The organism is Pirellulales bacterium (genome assembly GCA_036499395.1).
In the GTDB taxonomy this organism is placed as follows: Bacteria; Planctomycetota; Planctomycetia; order Pirellulales; family JACPPG01; genus JACPPG01.
In genome coordinates this window covers 60,260-76,779 of sequence record DASYDW010000068.1, presented here as the reverse complement: position 1 = coordinate 76,779, position 16,520 = coordinate 60,260, and the positions used below count along the sequence as shown (strand labels likewise).

The following is a 16,520-nucleotide window of genomic DNA, read 5'->3' as shown; positions in this document are numbered from 1 at the left end:
GTATCCTAGTCCCCAGCCATCCTGCGGCAGTCGAGCGACTTCGCTCGACGATTCCTCGCATGGTTCGCAACGTCCCCCTGCCCTGCCCCGCCTGCTGCACTCCTGGAACTTTTTGCCGATGCCGCTCGTTTCGCGTTCGCCGATTTTGTCGCCGCTGGGCATTTTCCTTGTGGCTTTGTCGCTGTCGATCGGCTGGGGCATTCGCGGCAACTACGGGCATGAAACGGGGGCCATGTTCCCCGGAGCGATCGCCGCCATCGCGGCCTGTCTGCTATCCGGCCGCGCCGACTGGCGCGAGCGCGTCGTTTACTTCGCCTTCTTCGGCGCGTTCGGTTGGGCGTTTGGCGGTTCGATCAGCTACATGCAAGTGATCGGCTACACGCATTCAGGCCATCTGCCGTCGCAGGCGTACGGCTTTGCCTGTTTGTTCGTGATCGGTTTTCTGTGGGGCTCGCTGGGCGGAGGAGGCACGGCTCTGCCCGCCGCGCTCGATCGCACCCGGCTGACGGCCATGTTCGTACCGCTGTTGGTCGTACTGGCGGCGATGGGTCTGGCTGACTACATCATTCCGCTGGTCAATGAAAAGATGCTGGTCGAAGGCGCGATGAAGCGCCAGGACAGCCCACTTTACTGGTTGGACAGCGACTATCTGCAAGCCTGCACCGCGGTCGTGGCGATGCTGCTGTTTGATCTGTTCGAGCGCCGCTTTGCCAAAGCTTGGGAGCTGCCTATCCTGGGCGCGATCGGTGCCGGTATCGGCTTTTGCGGGCAATGGTTGCTACGCGTCACGGGCGCGAGCGAGTCGCTGTGGAACCTGCTCGTGCGCCCGCAAGGAGATACCAGCCAATTCAACGTCGAGCAACTGGTCACAAATTGGCCCAACTTCCTGCCATCCGTCAGTGACCATCTAGGCTGGGCGATCGGTCTGGTCATCGGCATCGCGTTTTACTTCGCGCGGCGTGGACGTTTTGCGAGTGGATCGCGGTTGTTCTTGTATATGGGGCTAGGCTGGCTCGTCAGCTTCACGCTGTTGCCCGTAATTCTGGCCATTCGCATGACGCCCCCCCGCGGCGACGATTGGGCCGGCATCCTGGGGGTCTTCTTGGGGGCGCTTCTGTGGTGCCGGCGCGAGAAGCTGACCGCCGTGACGATTGCCATGCTCGTGAGCGGCGCCATCGGCGGGCTCGGCTTCTCGGGCATTGCTTTACTGAAGCTGGCGATGGTCGCGCCGGGTAACCCTGGCCTGGTCTCCGATCCCGACCTCGTGGCCACTTGGAACCATTGGCAAAGCGCCAACTGGCACAGCTTCCTCGAACAATCGTACGGCTTCGTCAACGGTATCGGCATCGCCGTGGCGATGGGCTTGTTGGCCACGCGACTGGGTGTGTGCGACAACGCGGCGCCTCGCCGCCGCTGGACCGAGCTGGTCGCGCTGTTGTTCGTCGTGCCGTGGCTCTTGTACGAAAACCTCGTCAAGAACGTGGCCGACTGGACCGCCGCGCACGGTGAGTATCGCTCGCTGCCGCTGCGCATGCAGGCGCCGCTGTTCGACAGCATCGAGTTGTCCGCCGAGAACTGGTTCAATCTGTTCTTCGCAATCGGCGCCGTGACCTTTGCCCTGTTAGCACTCGCGCACATGCGCCGGCCACTGGCGATCCTGCCGAAGAGCTGGCTCGGCCGTGGGCAACTTTTGTACTTCCTGATCCTGTGGCCGTTCGTGCTGGGAAATTTTGCCAAGGCCCTAACCGGATTCACCGACCAGCGTTTGTTGACCGAAGGGGTGATCCTGGTCAACGCCATGATCGTCACCGTTCTGATTCTGGTGCTGCCGCGCGAAACACAGTCCGAGCAAGGCATGACCGCGACGAACCTGCGCCGGCTGGCGTGGGCGTCCGCCGCGCTGCTACTGATCTCGGCAACTGCCGGCCCCGCGCTCGAAACGCTCGCCGTTCGTGAACTGTATGGCGACGCGCGGGCCGGCCACGCCTCGCCCAATTATCGCTTCGGCCCCGACGCGAATTGGAAAGCACGGCCGATCCTGAAAGGCACGCTGCACCGCTGAGATATGTGCCTTACGTAGCGACGTTCTTTGTAGGGTGCCCTGTGGGCACCAATTCGCCTGCTCTAACCCAAGGTGCGCACAGCGCACCCTACGCCAATATGTCGCGCACGACATTGCCATGCACATCGGTCAGGCGGAAATCCCGCCCGGCGTAGCGATAGGTCAGCCGCTCGTGGTCGAGCCCCAACTGGTTCAGGATCGTGGCCTGCATGTCGTGTACGTGCACCTGGTTCTCGACGACGTTGAATCCCAGCTCATCGGTTTTGCCGTAAGAAATACCCGGCTTGATGCCGCCGCCGGCCAGCCACATCGTAAAGGCTTGCGGATGATGGTCCCGCCCCAGGCTGCGCCCCAGCGCCTTGTTGCTTTCGACCATTGGGGTGCGGCCGAACTCGCCTCCCCACACGACCAGCGTCTCGTCCAGCAAACCACGTTGCCGCAGATCCTTCACCAGCGCCGCCGAGCCTTGATCCGTATCACCGCAGTTCTTCGTGTGATTCCCCACCAGGTCGCTGTGGGCATCCCATCCCTCGTTGTAAATGCTGATGAACCGCACGCCGCGTTCGACCATGCGGCGCGCCAGCAAGCAAGCCCGGGCGAACGATGGCTTGGCCGGATCGACGCCGTACATGTCGAGCGTCGCTTGCGATTCGCTCTTCAAGTCCATTAGCTCTGGTGCCGAGGTCTGCAAGCGGAAAGCCATCTCGTACGACGCGATACGCGTGCTGATCTCCGGATCGCCGACTGTGTCCAGCCGCTGCCGATTCAGCGCGCCCACCAGGTCGAGCGTCTCGCGCTGCGTACGGGCATCGACTCCTGGCGGGCTCGATACGTCCAGGATCGGATCTCCCTGGTTGCGAAACCGCACGCCGGCGTAAACGGTCGGCAGGAAACCGCTCGACCAGTTCGCAGCGCCGCCGCTGATGCCGGTGCCGGTCGACATCACGACAAACGCCGGCAGGTCGCGCGTTTCGGCTCCCAATCCGTACGTGACCCACGAACCCATGCTCGGTCGGCCCGGCTGCGAGAAGCCGGTATTGAAGAAGATTTGCGCCGGGGCGTGATTGAACTGATCCGTGCGCATCGACCGCACCAGGCAGATATCGTCGACCACGCCCGCCAGGTGCGGCAGCACGTCGGCAATCTCGGCGCCCGATTTTCCATGCTTGTTGAACTTGAATCGCGGTCCCATCGCAGCCGCGTCGGCGCGAATAAAGGCATACCGCTGCCCGCCGATCACTTCGGGTGGGATTGATTTGCCTTCGAACTCGGCCAGCTTCGGCTTGTAATCGAACAGGTCCAGGTGACTCGGCGCGCCCGTCATGAACAGATGGATCACGGCCTTGGCCCGCGGCGCGAAATGCGCCGGCCGCGCGGCCAGCGCATCGCCGGTCGAAGCCGTGGCAGCGCGCGCCACGGTTCGCCCATCAAGCGAGCCCGATAGCAATGAAGCCAGCGCGATCTTTCCCAACCCCACGCCGCTTGCCTGCAAGAAGGCACGGCGCGTTGCCTGGCAATTCATCTCGGCTGGATCGATCATGGCGTTATTCCTTGGTAATCGTCTCGTCGAGATTCAACACCGCACGGGCCGTCAGGGTCCAGGCTGCCCGCTCGACCGCGTCCCCTTCGCCAGCGCCCGCGATGGCCGTGGCGTCGAGTTCCCCTTTCGCCAGCCGCTCGCGGTGCGTCGTGTAGTACGCGACCAGCAGGTTTAATTCTAATTCCGAAGGAAGCCGGCTGACGCAACGGCGGAATAGCTCGCTTGCCCGGTCCGCGATCGGCGCCGTTTCGCCCGCCAATCGTTTGCCGAGCGCCTGCGACGTCTCGACAAACACGGCGTCGTTCAAAAGCGTTAGTGATTGCAGCGGCGTATTCGAGATTTCGCGCCGCGCCAGGCAGGCTTCGCCACTGGGCGCGTCGAAGGCCGAGAACATGGCGTAAGGCGCCGTGCGCTTGGTAAAGGTGTACATCCCGCGCCGATAGCGGTCTTCTCCTTCGCTCACATTCCAGCTGAGCGCGCCGTATGCTCCTTCCGAGCTAACTCCCGGCGGCTGTGGCGGGAAAACGCTCGGACCGCCGATTTTCTCCGAAAGCAATCCACTCGCCCGCAGCGCAACGTCGCGCACCAATTCGGCATCCAATCGAACCCGCGGAGCACGGCTCAGCCATTTGCCCGTCGGATCTTTCTCCAGCAATCGCGGCGTCGTGCGCGACGATTGGCGATAGGTAGCACTTGTCACGATCAACTTATGCAGACGTTTGACGGACCAGCCGTCGCGGATGAACTCCGTGGCCAGCCAATCGAGCAATTCGGGATGCGTCGCCGGCTCTCCCTGATAACCGAAGTCCTCCGTCGTTCGAACCAGCCCGCGCCCAAACAGCGCCGCCCAATGCCGATTAACCGTGACGCGCCCCACCAGCGGGTTTTGCGAACTTGCGAGCCAGCGGGCCAGCGCCAGCCGATCATGCTTCGCACCTTCCGGTAGCGGCGCGAACAAACTCGGCAGCTCGGCCGCCACCGGCTCGGTCGGTTGCAAGAATTCTCCGCGCTTGTGAATGCTCGTGCGGCGCGGGTTTTCCGCAGGCCGCTCAGTCCACACCAGCGTCGTCGGATAAGCCGGCATCTGCTCGCGCAGCTTGCGAATCGCTTCCCGCTCGGCGGCCAATTCTGGCGCGATCGACAAAAAATGGTCGAGCAAGCGAGACTGTTGCTCCGGCGTTCGTTTTTCTGCCTCGACGAGTAGCAACGCCTCGACGTCGGTCGGTGTCGCGTTTGCGGTCACGGGGCGTTCGTCATCAGTTGCCCAGATCCGAAAGCGCCCTAGATTGGCGGCGTAGTATTTCTCGAATAATAGCTCGACGTCGATCGTCTTCGCAGCCACCAGCGGCGCGGCCAGCGTAAACACAGCCGTATGAGCACGCCCCTGCCCGCCATTGATCGACCAGCCCGTCTGCGGGTCACCGTCGATCGCCATCGCGGCCGTATCTTTGCCGCTGGCGAACGATTGGGTGGCGGCACTCGACTTCGCGATCTCGCCCACCGCGCGAATCGTAAACTCGCTGAGGAAGAAATCGCCGAACGGTCCTTCGTACGCGATGCGTCCCGGTCCACGCTTCGGCAACGAGTCGTCGGGCAACGCCTCGAGCCGTAGCGCCGTCACGCGAGGCAGGTCGTTCGTGACCGAGACACGAAAAACGTCGCGCTTGGTCTGATCGGCACTGGCCAGAATCGAACCGTCGGGCAGAATCTTCAGCGTCGGCACGTCGCTCGCCGCTGCTGTCGGCGTTAATAACTTCCAATGCGTCGCGCGCGGAGATTCCGCGGCTAGCCATTCATTGAACTTCCGATCCAAGTGCTCCTGCCGGCGCACGACCTCGGGACGAGAATCGTTCACAGCCTCGCCCAGCAGCACGCGGAAACGTCCCAGCGTGTGATGACCGCCATAGTTCTGATTCAGGCGAATCGTATAACGTGTCCGGCTCGGACCGCCCAGCGAACGATCAAAGCGAAACGTCGCCGCGCGCGTCACGTTCCACGGCTCAGGCCCATTGATGGCCCAGCCCGTCTTGTCGTTGCCATCAAAAGCTTGCGCGGCCGGAAAACCATCTTGCGAGAAGTCTGCCGTGCCGCTGGCGATGGCAATTGGTGCTGCCGCGGTGTCCGCGCCATCGGCCGGCTTCGTGCTAACTGCCAGCTCGGTCACGACGAAATTGCCGTGCGGAGTGCGCCCAGGCCCATTCTTGGGCAGTTGCGAATCGGCGATGGCTTCCAAACGCAGCGCCGAGATTTCGGCTGCGTCGGCATCGATCTCGATCGTATAGCTGTCCACCTCCGGATCAGCGCCAGTGACGCGCACCGAGCCATCTTCGAGAACCTCGCCCTGCGCGCCGGCAGCCGACGCGAATGACACGATCGAGCCACGATGCCATCGCCACTCTCCCTCGGCAGGAAACTGCTTGGGCAATTCCGCCTCGGCGTCCACGATCTGCTCGACAAGCTTCGCCCGCTGCTCGGCGATGTCCGGCTTCACGACGTCCATTTCCGGCTCATCGGCGTTGTTCAAGAACGCCATCAGCTGGTAATAATCGCGGTGAGGCAACGGATCATATTTGTGCGTATGACACTGCGCACATCCCACAGTCAATCCGAGCCAGACGGTGCCTGTCGTGGCAACCCGATCGACCATCGCATAAAAGCGGAACTCGAGCGGATCGATGCCCCCTTCTTCATTGAGCATCGTGTTGCGATGGAATCCGGTCGCGATGCGATCCGCAAGCGTGGCGTCCGGCAGCATGTCGCCGGCGAGTTGCTTGACGGTGAATTCGTCGAAGGGCATGTCGGCGTTCAGCGCGCCGATGACCCAATCGCGGAAGGGCCAGATCGAACGCATCCGATCCTTCTCATAACCATTCGTATCCGCATAGCGGGCCAGGTCGAGCCAGCGGCGCGCCCAACGTTCGCCATAGTGCGGCGAAGCGAGCAACCGATCGACCAGCTTTTCGTAAGCGTCGGCCGACGAGTCGAACACGAACGCGTCGACTTCCTCCGGCGTCGGCGGCAGCCCAATCAGATCCAGGTACAACCGCCGCGCAAGCGTGTATTTATCGGCCTCGGGCGATGGCCCCAACCCTTCGGCTTCGAGCCGGGCCAGTACGAAACTGTCGACCGGATTGCGCGGCCAAACCGACAGCTTCACGCTCGGCAGCGCCGCCTGTCGCGGCGGCTCGAACGCCCAATGCGATTCGTAGTTCGCACCGGCCGCGATCCAGGCTCGCAGCGTTTCGCGTTGCACGTCCGAGAGAGCCTTGTTGGCCGCAAGCGGTGGCATGATGACATCCGCTTCGGTCGAGCCAATGCGGCGGATCAACTCGCTGTCGTCGGGCTTGCCCGGCACGATCGGCACCGCACCCGATTCAGACGCCTGCACCACAACCTCGCGCCGGTCGAGCCGCAGACCGGCCGCGCGCGTCTCTTCATCCGGCCCGTGACATTTAAAACAATGGTTCGCCAGGATCGGGCGCACATCGCGGTTGTATTGCGGCGCCTCGGCGGCCACCGAGGTCGCGGATGCGGACCACATCATGGCGAGTACGGCATGAAGCAGCCATTGCCATGACCTCACGAGTCTTTGCAAAACACGGGCAAATCGCAGCATCGGCTGGTGCGCTCGAGGGGATCGAGAGTCCTATTGGGAAACAGGAAGGCAGGACTACTGGCAGGAAGTTCGCAGGTCCGCCGCATCGAGCTCATTGACCGCAGCGACCTACCCCCCTATCTGAACACACGCCCGCGCCGCGTTCAAGCTTTTGCGCCGGCATCGCGCTAAAACGGCCCGAGAAATCGCGGCCGCGCCGTCCACGGAGGTAGCCGCGGACAGGCTGTGTCATGGCAAAAAGCGCGGCGTCACGACCGACATCGCGCCTCTTCGTGGCTCTACGCCATTTTCAGGACTGGTCGCCATGCTGGCGCTGAGTCAGACGCGGCGTGATCGTTCTTAATGATAAAGAAACAGCGGAATCGTGCAGTGCCCAAGCAAGGCGCGCGTGACTGAGCCCATCACGCATTCAAGAACCATCGGTCGACCATACGCGCCCATCACAACTAATCCCGCGTCGAGACGATACGCATATTGGATGAGACGTTCCGATGTGCGCGGCTCGCAAGTATCGGCGTGTAGCACGGCATGAATATCGTGATTGGCGAGAAACTCGACGGCCCGATCGCCGCACCGCGCGGCCTCGCCATGATCTTCGTTCAAAGCCACTACATGAACCTTACGATTCGTCGCCAGTCCGCTGGCTTGAAATGCCTGCAGGGCGCGGGCCGCCTGTAAGCTTCCGTCATAGGCCACAACGACGCTTTCTCCTACCGTCGCCTGGTCTGGTACCGCCAGCACGGGGCGCGGAGTCGCACGCACTACCTCCCACAACGCCGTACCCAAACCATTTTCCGTGGATGCATGAAAGTAATGGCCGTGACGTGGCATGACGATCACATCAAATCTTTTCGATTCGAGCAGGATGTCGGCCGTCGGCCTGCCAAAATCTTCGAGCGGCTTAAACGCCACCTGCTGTTCGGCACAGCGTAGCGCCAGAGTTGACAAACTTCCTTCAATTTCGCGACGCCTCCTCACCAACCGGCTCGTATCGAGCTCGCGCTTCGCTTGCCCCGCCCCCAGTGGCACTGCCTCCAGGGGATGAACGCGCGTCTCGTCGACAAGACCTAAAGCCACGAGCAACGCATCGAACTCTTTCGCCCAACGCATCGCGAGCTTTACAGCCGCGTGCTCGGGATCATTCTCGGGAACCACAAGAAGAATTGTCTTAAGCATCGCGTTATTCTCCGGTTAGCAAGAAAGCCTTAGACCGGCGCCAGCCCTTCGCAACCTAGACAATTCGCAACTATTGCGCCTTTCGAGAAAACACGGGCGCAATCGCGGCTTCCGGCCGTAGAAATGGTGCGTTGCACAGATTCGATGTGCGAAGACGCGCGCAGTGAGGCGATTCGTCGCGCTTGCGACCGCCCTGCGCGAACTCGAAACGAAAAATTAAGAGATGCTGAATTAAGAGGAGACTAACGCCATCATCAGGCTTTCAAAGCCAGCACCGCGTCCAGCGGCGATTGCGTAACCTGCCCCGCGACCTCGGCGAAGCCCGCGTGCTTCAGCAGGGCCGTGTATTCGGCGAGGGTGCGTTCGCGTCCCTCGGTGCAGCTGAGCATGTTCAAATCCTGCATGTGAGCCCAACGGGGACCGGTCTTGTCGTCGTTCAACAGCTTCTCGGCGATCAACAAGCCTCCGCCGGCAGGCAGCCGGTCGTAGATGCGTGCGAGGAGCTTGTGAATTTTGTCCTCGCTCCAATCGTGCAGGATGCGCCCCAAGGCGTACAGATCTGCCTCGGGCAATTCGTCGGCGAAGAAATCTCCCGAAGCAATCTCAACGCGGTCGGTCATGCCCGCTTCGGCGATGATCTCGCGCGCCAGCGGCGCTGCATCCGCCAAGTCAAAAACCACACCGCGCATGTGCGGATACTGCCGGCAGGCCGCAATCGGCAGATGTCCCGTCGCGCCTCCCAAGTCGACCAACAGTTTGAAACGCGACAGATCGAAGGCCTTTACGACTTCCGGCGAGCTGAGCACGCCGAAACCGTGCATGCCCATCAGGAATTCGCGTTTGGCCTCCTCGGTACGATAGAAGTGCGAGAAGATCGGACCATCCCAGCCGAACGTCTGCTTCCAGCGATGATCGCCTTCGCGAACCGCATCTTCCAGGTTGGCCCACAGCTTCCACATGATGTCGTTCGAATAGCCGACGTAGCCCGTCATCCGCTGTGGGCTGTCACTGGTCAGGTAGGCGGCAGCCGTCGGCGTGTTTTCGTATTGGTTGTTCTTTCGCGCGAGCAGTCCGAGACTAACGCAGGCATTCAGCAACCGCTCGCAGGAGCTTGGATGACACGCCAGACGCGTGGCGAGGTCACCGCTGCTTGCTGCCCCCCCGCGGAGGGCGTCGAACACGCCCAACGAGACGGCAGCGAACATGACTTTCGAGCGGCGAAAAGCTTCGAGCAATTCCTGAATAGCTGCCGGATTCGGTGCGTCGCTGGTTGGATTCATATCTGCAAATACTCGAAAAGTGGTTCCGCGTTCGCCACGAGCGACACCGCCCGCCGGTCGAACCGCCGTAGTGTAAGACCTTCTTCGCCGCGCTGAAATCCTGGTTGTTTTCGCTTGGCAAATCGTCTACGCTTACCAGCCTCGCCTCGGAATTGGCGCACTCCGCATCGAAGGCCCCAGGTAGCTAATGGACAATCGACACGCTTAGAAGTCGTGCGTTCCGTTTAGCTTTCTTAATCCTGGTATCTGCTTGTCACGCCGCGGAGGCTTTCATGACTCGTGTTCGTCTGGCGATCTCTTTGCATGTTCTAACGGTAGGTTTCGTTTTCACGAGCGCGGCGAGCGCCGCCACGTTGTATCACGATCCCCTCTTCGGCGTATCGGAAACGTCGAACGTCGTCTACGGCAGCGGTCCGACACAAAACGGGGCGAGCAGTGAAAACCTGACGCTCGACGTTTACAAACCGGTGCAGGGATCAACGCCGCTTCCCGCCTCGACGCCGGCCATCGTGCTGGTGCATGGCGGCGGGTTCGTCTCGGGCGACAAGACCGATATGGCGCCGTTGGCCGAGCAATACGCCTCGCTGGGCTACGTCGTGGTATCGATCAATTACCGCATGTACGCCGATTTTCCTCCCAACTCGTCCCCCGGCCCGGCCGATAACTTCACGCCACCGCCGCCGGGTTTCGACAGCTTTCCGGATCTGCAACTCGGTGGCAACGCAATCAACGCCGCCGTGCAGGATTCTGAAACGGCCATGACATGGGTGCGCACCAATGCCGCCTCGCTGGGCGTCAATCCGGACCGCATCGGCATCGGCGGCGCCTCGGCCGGCGGCATCACGGCCGAGTTGGTCGGCTATAACAACGTGCCTGCACACATCGCCCCCACGGTCGTACTCGATTTTCTGGGAAGCATGTATGGCACCGAGTCCGTGATTCAGCCCGGCGGCCCCGCGGCCTTCATGTTCCACGGCGATGCCGATACGCAAGTTCCGTTTTCCGGCGACCTGGCCGTCTCGAATCAACTCACCGCCGTCGGCATCTACCACGAATTCTACCAAGGTGTCGGCATCGGCCACGAACTCGACACGAGCGTATTCAATCTGCAGTTCGGCAACGAGACATTGCTCCAGCACAACATCGACTTCCTGGCCAACCACCTGGTGCCCGAACCGGGCAGCCTTGTCATGTCGGCGATGGCGCTCGCGGCGCTATTGTTTATGAAGCGCCGTCAAATCGGCAAAGCGTTCGCGCGATAGGGTCGTACAGAATCATAGAATCCTGGTGCGATGATCACGAAATGCGTGAGCATGTGAAGCAGTTTGCTGCAATTCGTAAATCTGCGCCGCTCATGACTATGAAGAGGCATAGGGCGCCGGCAATTCGCAGCCTGTTCGACGCCGTAGGCGTGCTCCGACGTCTCAGTTCTTTGGCGCGCTCGCTCGAAACGCGCTCAGCCAATCCGTGACTTGCTTCGCTAGAGCCGCGTTACCTTGCTCGCGCGCAAGTGCCAGAGCGCGTTCGCCGGCCGCGGCGGCATCGGGGCGCCCGGCCGCGCTGAGTGCCATTGCCAGCCCCAAATATCCCTCGGCGTAATCGGGCTTGAGCTGGGTCACGGCCGTGAAATGCGCGACCGCTTCCGCCGCCTTGCCTTCGCCCAGCAGCAGGCTGCCGAGATTATTGTGCGCTTCGACCAGTTCCGGATCGATCCGCAGAGCCTCCTCGTATTGCGCGATGGCCTCCGCCCGCCGGCCCGAACTTAAGAGCGCTAGCGCAAGATTATTGCGATGCGTGGCCCCCTTCTCCGGTTCCAATCGTAGCGCCGCCTCGTAATGCTCAATCGCCTGCTGCGGAAGCCCGGCGTTGATCAGCGCCAACCCCAGGTTCATACGCACCAGCGGGCTGTCAGGCGCACTGCGTAGCGCATCCTGCCAAAGCGATACCTCGTCACGATAGATGTTCAAACGATGCACGCTCGCCACGGCGTAACCGGTCGCAAGTGCGAGAGCAACGAAGAGCGTCGCAGTGAGCGAAAGTGCTTGTGTCGTTAGTGTTGCCGTTTCACCACTGATGATCTGCTGCACACGACGGGCGACCCCATACGCCCCCACGACGGCCAGCGCCATTAGGCCGGCCAGCGGCAGATACATGCGCCGCTCGGCGGCGACCTCGGTTGCGATCGGCACGACGAACGTCGGCGAGAGGATCAGCAGCACGCTCGCCAGAAGAAAGCCAACGGCCGTGCGCTGATACAATAGCCACGCGACAACCACTCCAACGCCCGCCGCGCCGATCATCCAAGGCCACGCGACCGAGAAGGTCTCGATGAGCGGCATCTCGTAATGAATCGACAGCGGCCACGGCCACACCGCAAGCTTCACGTAAAGAAACAGCACTTCGAACTGCGTCAGCCACCACTGGTAGATCGGCACCCCCAGCCCCAAACCGGCAGTCGCCGCGCGCGGACCGGCGAGGTTCAATCCCACGAGCAATAACCAACCTAGCACTAGCCCCACGTACAACGGCCAGGAACGTTCGATCGCGCGACGAAATGATCCGGCAATGAACACACGTTCGAAGAGCAGCACCACGACCGGCGCCGTGACCATTACTTCTTTGCACGCCATGCCTGCCGAACACGCGAGGATTGCGACGCCGAGCCAAATTCTTCGCTGCGGCGTGGCCATCGCGTCCCAGTAGCGCAGGCTAGCGTACAGCGTGACCAGATAGCCGCAGGCCATCATCAACTCGGTGCGCTGCGTCACATATTGCACGGCCTCGGTTTGCATCGGATGCACTGACCAGAGTAGGGCCACGCACAAGGCCAGCCAATCAGCCACGCGATTGCTAAATCGTCCTTCGAAATAGGGTAATCGCAGTGTCCACCGCACGATCGCCCACAATAAGAATGCCGCGATCGCGTGGATCACAACATTCGTCACGTGATAGCCGCGCGGGTTGAATTGTCCAAAGTGGTAATTCACCGCCAGCGACAAATTCACCAGCGGCCGCCCCGAGGTACTAATATCGCGTGGCGGGTTCAGCGGCCCCGGCGCGGCATCGGTTCCGACGAGCGGAAACAACCGCACGATCGACGGGTTATAGAGAACACTCGTCGAATCATCGTAGAAAAATGGCCCGTCGACGGCCGTGGAATAAACGATACCGATCGTCGCGGCCAGAAACAGAAACACGCCGGCACCAATCGCGGCGTCTTTGATGGCAGCGTCCTTGCTCGCAATGCCTGGCCCGGGCGCGGCGCGCGAATTATCGACTCGGGACGAGTTCTTCGGTCGGGCCCTTGACGAGTCGCGTCCACGCAAGCGCGTTCCTCCTGGCGAAATGCGTGGATTATTCGACCACGACCGAGATTTGCTCGATCGCGGCATGACCCGATTTGCGAAATGGCCGCGGCATCGGTTGTCCATTTCCCTTCGCGTCGACAGCCCGGCAGCGCAGCACATACTTGCCCGCCGGCACGGCCGGCAACAGCGTGGCCCAATGCACCTTGGTCAGCCGCATCGGCCACGAGATCGGCCGTCCCGATGATTCGTCAAAGCCTTGCGTCGCGCTCGTCAGTTTTTCATCCGCCAACTCGCCTCCCCACTGTGTAGGCGGCGGCAGAATCTCGACATCGCCCCACGGCGCCGTCGCGAAGTAAGGATCTCCTTTCGGCGATTCCTCTCCCTCGGGCTGCAGCCACACCTGCACCTTCGACAAGCCACCGATCCCCACCTGGGCATAGCCGGTCAGCGGTACGCTTTCACCCGCTTTCCACTGGCGCGGGGCCGAGATCGTAGCCGCGAAACTCTTCAGCGGACTGTCGATATCGTTGTTCTCGTTGGCGTAAGTGTCATTCGCGCCGGCCAGGTTCGTCAGCACAACGTCCGTGATCCATTTCACGCATTTGAATCCATAGGCCTCGGGCACCAGGATGCGCACCGGACCTCCTCGCTCACTGCTCAACCAATGACCGTTCAGCTTGTAGCAAAGGATCACAGGCGGCAGATCGAACGGATCTTCCAACACCCGGCCAATCGGCAATGAGCTGCGAAATATCTGCCGTGGATCGTCGTTGTGATATCCAAAGTAAAAAACGCGCCGTAACGCGTCGCCCGGCTTCGTTAGCCAAATCACGTCGCGCAGCGGAACGCCTTCCCAAATGCCCATGCCCAGCGGACAGCCGAGATTCAGGCAGGTCATTACCTTGGCAAATCGCACGGCACGCGTTTCGGCCAATTGCATCAGCGCCGCAAAGTCGAACGCCGTCCCATCGGCACGCGAGAATGTCTTGCGCAGCGGAACGGGATTGTCCGGGTCAGACGTCACCTGCAATCGCCATGTATCGCGCGTCAGGCCGACTTCGCGCTTTTTCTCTTCCGAGAGCGTGTGCGGGACCGGATCGCCGCGCGAAACATCCTGAAAATTCGCCTGCGGCGTGAAGTAGGGCTCGAGCCTCGCAATCGCCTCGTCCAGCCCCTTTCGCGCCTCGGGCGATTCGATTCCCTCCTCCGCCCGTAGCCGCGCCGGCCATCCGGCCATGACCGCGGCGCTCGTGGCCGTAGCGCGCAAGAAATAGCGGCGCGAGAGCGCGACATGCTCGGCCAGAAATTGTTCGATCTCGCTCATAAGACGATGCCGCCACTCAATAATCGCAGCAATGCGAATCCGCCGCGTCGTCGATCACTCCGCACTTCCATTCGCCAGTTCAGAGCCGTCGACGCTTCCAGTATAAACGTCACCGCGGCCGGGAAGCTACGAAAACCGTTCCCGTCGAGTAGTCGAGCGTTTTTGCTCGTCTCACGTTTGAGTGGTGCGCCGCAGGAATCAGGCCCCAATTCCTTTCCCCACAATTCCGCACAACAGCCACAAAACAATGGCGGGAATCAGCACAATTGCAGTTAACTTATTTGGCCGTAGCGGGAACGCGATCATCCCAGCGCCTAACACCAAAACGAGCACCATACCTGTTATCTGATTCGCAGGACTAGAATCAAATACAAAATATAAAGGTCCCCAAAGTGGGCCCATCGCTTAATCCTTCGTCCCGCATTTCGACTCGATATAACGTCGATGCACTTCCAGGTAGGAATCGCGCACCAGCGAGTCCGCATCAGCGGTCGTGGGAAACTGCGCCGTGAAGCCGGGCACGACTGGATCGATCGTGATCCGCGCCGTCCCGACCAGGTGCGTCAGCAGATCGCGCGGATCTTCATCCCCGACCGCAAAGCGAATCGTGGTCGGCAGGATGCCCGTCCGCTCTAGTTCCGCGGGGGGCAATTCCGAATGCGTGGTCAATGCCGGGCAACTGATGATCGTGTTCGATTGCCCCAGGCTGATCATGTGGCCGAACGTCGGGGACAGGTTATCGAAAAATCGCTGGAATGCCGCGCGAGAGATTTCAGCCCGCTCGAAATCGATCGTAAACAGTGGCGCAGGCAGCCCGAGGAACATCTGCTCCTCGCGCAACTGCGAATTCTCGTCGTCCGGCAGAACGTTGGCATGCACGTTGATCGCCGGATGCGCCGCCAGAAATCGGGCCAGGATGATCGTGTTGATGCACTTGGCCAGCATGCGGTTCTCGAGCGTGCGAATCCCTTGCATCACTTCGAAGGCAGCATCGGCGTTCAGAAACGCCCCTTTGACGTAGTACACATTCCAGAACAACGTGTCCTGCCACGACGCCTCGCCGATCGATTCCCCTTTCGGGATGAACATGTCCTCGTTGCGGCCGATCACCACGCCGGCCACTACGGTGCCTGATCCGGAAAGATCCTTCGTGTAACTGTGAATAACGAAATCGGGCCTCTCCGGGACATCATCGCGCTGCAACGGGCGCACGAGAAACGGCGTGCCGACCGTCGCATCGAGCATGACCCGCAGCCCCTCAGCATGGGCAGCGCGGCAAATGCCCGGCACGTCCAGCACGTAGCCGTGGGGATTGCAGGGGCTTTCCAGGTAGACATACATCCGTCGGCCGACTTGCAGTCGATCGGCGTACTTCTCACGCACTTCGCTCAGGCACTCGAGAAAATCGTCTGCCGTATAACCGTCGAACGTAGCGACCGCAATTCCCAGGTTGCCCGGCTTGGCGAACCAATCGTGAATCAACTGATGGGCGCCGCCGTAAATGTTCCGGCTGGTGATCAGAATGTCGCCCGCCCCCAATAGATGGCTGAGCGCCGCGTCGATGGCCGCCATGCCGCTGTTGAAGTTCCAGGCAAAATACTCCGCGCTGTACGGCCCCGCTTCCAGGTCGACGATGTAATTCGCCAGCGACACCGAAGTCGGGTTCAGCAGCCGCGAATAGATCTCCAGCAGCAGCTCTTTGCCTTGAAAGGCATCGGCGATCCACTCAGCACAGGCATAGATATACGTCGCCGTGCGCGTGATGACCGGATTGGCCGAGAAGATCGCCGTCACATTGTCGAAAACGGCGTACGGCCCCTTGGCATATTGCGTTGTCGACGTGTAATCCAGGCTCTGATAGCTGCGACGCGACGGGGCCTGCAGCATGTCCAATAGCTTGGCGAACTGAAACGACAGGAACTTGGCCGCATTGAAGTACGCGATCCGGTCCGATCGGTCCAGCCGCCCGATCGAAGCAAGCGTCACGCGCCACAAAGCCTCGATATCGCCGTGGCATTCGTACAGCCGGGTGGCGATGCTGGCCAGCGCCTGGCCGAAATCGCTCGCCGCGTCGATGCCGAAGTGCGCCAACTGTTCGTCAACCAGCGCCGGCACGTCGGTGGCCGACGTCGAATTACGCAGCGGCGAAAGTTGCCGGGCCGCCAGCTCGCGCGCTTTCTCAGCCTTCGACATCGCAACATCCTCCCTGCGAAC

The 16,520-nt window shown here is 61.4% G+C and carries 9 protein-coding genes; 2 read left to right on the top strand and 7 right to left on the bottom strand.

The window, feature by feature from the left end; translation table 11 throughout:
• Positions 1 to 118 precede the first annotated feature (118 nt).
• On the top strand, positions 119 to 2,062 hold the full coding sequence (locus tag VGN12_12960; GenBank protein ID HEY4310354.1) for a hypothetical protein: 1,944 nt from the start codon (positions 119 to 121) through the stop codon (positions 2,060 to 2,062).
• A gap of 88 nt (positions 2,063 to 2,150) precedes the next feature.
• Here VGN12_12960 and VGN12_12955 read toward each other — a convergent pair whose 3' ends face one another.
• The 4 genes from VGN12_12955 to VGN12_12940 form a co-directional block, all read right to left on the bottom strand.
• A complete protein-coding gene (locus VGN12_12955) occupies positions 2,151 to 3,602 on the bottom strand; it encodes a DUF1501 domain-containing protein (GenBank protein ID HEY4310353.1) in 1,452 nt (483 codons plus the stop codon).
• A 4-nt stretch (positions 3,603 to 3,606) separates the two neighbouring features.
• Entirely contained in the window at positions 3,607 to 7,146 is a 3,540-nt protein-coding gene (locus tag VGN12_12950; protein ID HEY4310352.1) for a PSD1 and planctomycete cytochrome C domain-containing protein, read from the bottom strand.
• 411 nt (positions 7,147 to 7,557) lie between these two features.
• Positions 7,558 to 8,394, bottom strand: coding sequence for a universal stress protein (locus VGN12_12945; GenBank protein ID HEY4310351.1), 837 nt, complete (start codon positions 8,392 to 8,394; stop codon positions 7,558 to 7,560).
• 254 nt (positions 8,395 to 8,648) lie between these two features.
• Positions 8,649 to 9,674 carry a class I SAM-dependent methyltransferase gene (locus VGN12_12940; GenBank protein ID HEY4310350.1) on the bottom strand — a complete coding sequence of 342 codons (1,026 nt, stop codon included), beginning with the start codon at positions 9,672 to 9,674 and terminating at the stop codon, positions 8,649 to 8,651.
• 272 nt (positions 9,675 to 9,946) lie between these two features.
• On the opposite strand from VGN12_12940, the gene VGN12_12935 reads away from it, so the two are divergent.
• The gene (locus VGN12_12935) at positions 9,947 to 10,936 is read left to right on the top strand and encodes a carboxylesterase family protein (protein ID HEY4310349.1); all 990 of its coding nucleotides are present in this window, start codon (positions 9,947 to 9,949) and stop codon (positions 10,934 to 10,936) included.
• A 162-nt stretch (positions 10,937 to 11,098) separates the two neighbouring features.
• Here the strand turns inward: VGN12_12935 and VGN12_12930 are convergent, their stop codons facing one another.
• The 3 genes from VGN12_12930 to VGN12_12920 all read right to left on the bottom strand — a co-directional run bounded on the left by VGN12_12930 (position 11,099) and on the right by VGN12_12920 (position 16,499).
• Positions 11,099 to 13,000 (bottom strand): tetratricopeptide repeat protein, encoded by a 1,902-nt coding sequence (locus VGN12_12930; GenBank protein ID HEY4310348.1) that lies wholly within the window; start codon positions 12,998 to 13,000, stop codon positions 11,099 to 11,101.
• 28 nt (positions 13,001 to 13,028) lie between these two features.
• Positions 13,029 to 14,306, bottom strand: coding sequence for a molybdopterin-dependent oxidoreductase (locus VGN12_12925; GenBank protein HEY4310347.1), 1,278 nt, complete (start codon positions 14,304 to 14,306; stop codon positions 13,029 to 13,031).
• 405 nt (positions 14,307 to 14,711) lie between these two features.
• Positions 14,712 to 16,499 (bottom strand): PLP-dependent transferase, encoded by a 1,788-nt coding sequence (locus tag VGN12_12920; GenBank protein ID HEY4310346.1) that lies wholly within the window; start codon positions 16,497 to 16,499, stop codon positions 14,712 to 14,714.
• Positions 16,500 to 16,520 lie beyond the last annotated feature (21 nt).

What these genes read in the sequence shown, in the direction of transcription:
- VGN12_12960 (HEY4310354.1), top strand. Translation starts at nt 119, where the DNA reads ATGCCGCTCGTTTCGCGTTCGCCGATTTTGTCGCCGCTGGGCATTTTC.
- VGN12_12955 (HEY4310353.1), bottom strand. Translation starts at nt 3,602, where the DNA reads ATGATCGATCCAGCCGAGATGAATTGCCAGGCAACGCGCCGTGCCTTC.
- VGN12_12950 (HEY4310352.1), bottom strand. Translation starts at nt 7,146, where the DNA reads ATGATGTGGTCCGCATCCGCGACCTCGGTGGCCGCCGAGGCGCCGCAA.
- VGN12_12945 (HEY4310351.1), bottom strand. Translation starts at nt 8,394, where the DNA reads ATGCTTAAGACAATTCTTCTTGTGGTTCCCGAGAATGATCCCGAGCAC.
- VGN12_12940 (HEY4310350.1), bottom strand. Translation starts at nt 9,674, where the DNA reads ATGAATCCAACCAGCGACGCACCGAATCCGGCAGCTATTCAGGAATTG.
- VGN12_12935 (HEY4310349.1), top strand. Translation starts at nt 9,947, where the DNA reads ATGACTCGTGTTCGTCTGGCGATCTCTTTGCATGTTCTAACGGTAGGT.
- VGN12_12925 (HEY4310347.1), bottom strand. Translation starts at nt 14,306, where the DNA reads ATGAGCGAGATCGAACAATTTCTGGCCGAGCATGTCGCGCTCTCGCGC.
- VGN12_12920 (HEY4310346.1), bottom strand. Translation starts at nt 16,499, where the DNA reads ATGTCGAAGGCTGAGAAAGCGCGCGAGCTGGCGGCCCGGCAACTTTCG.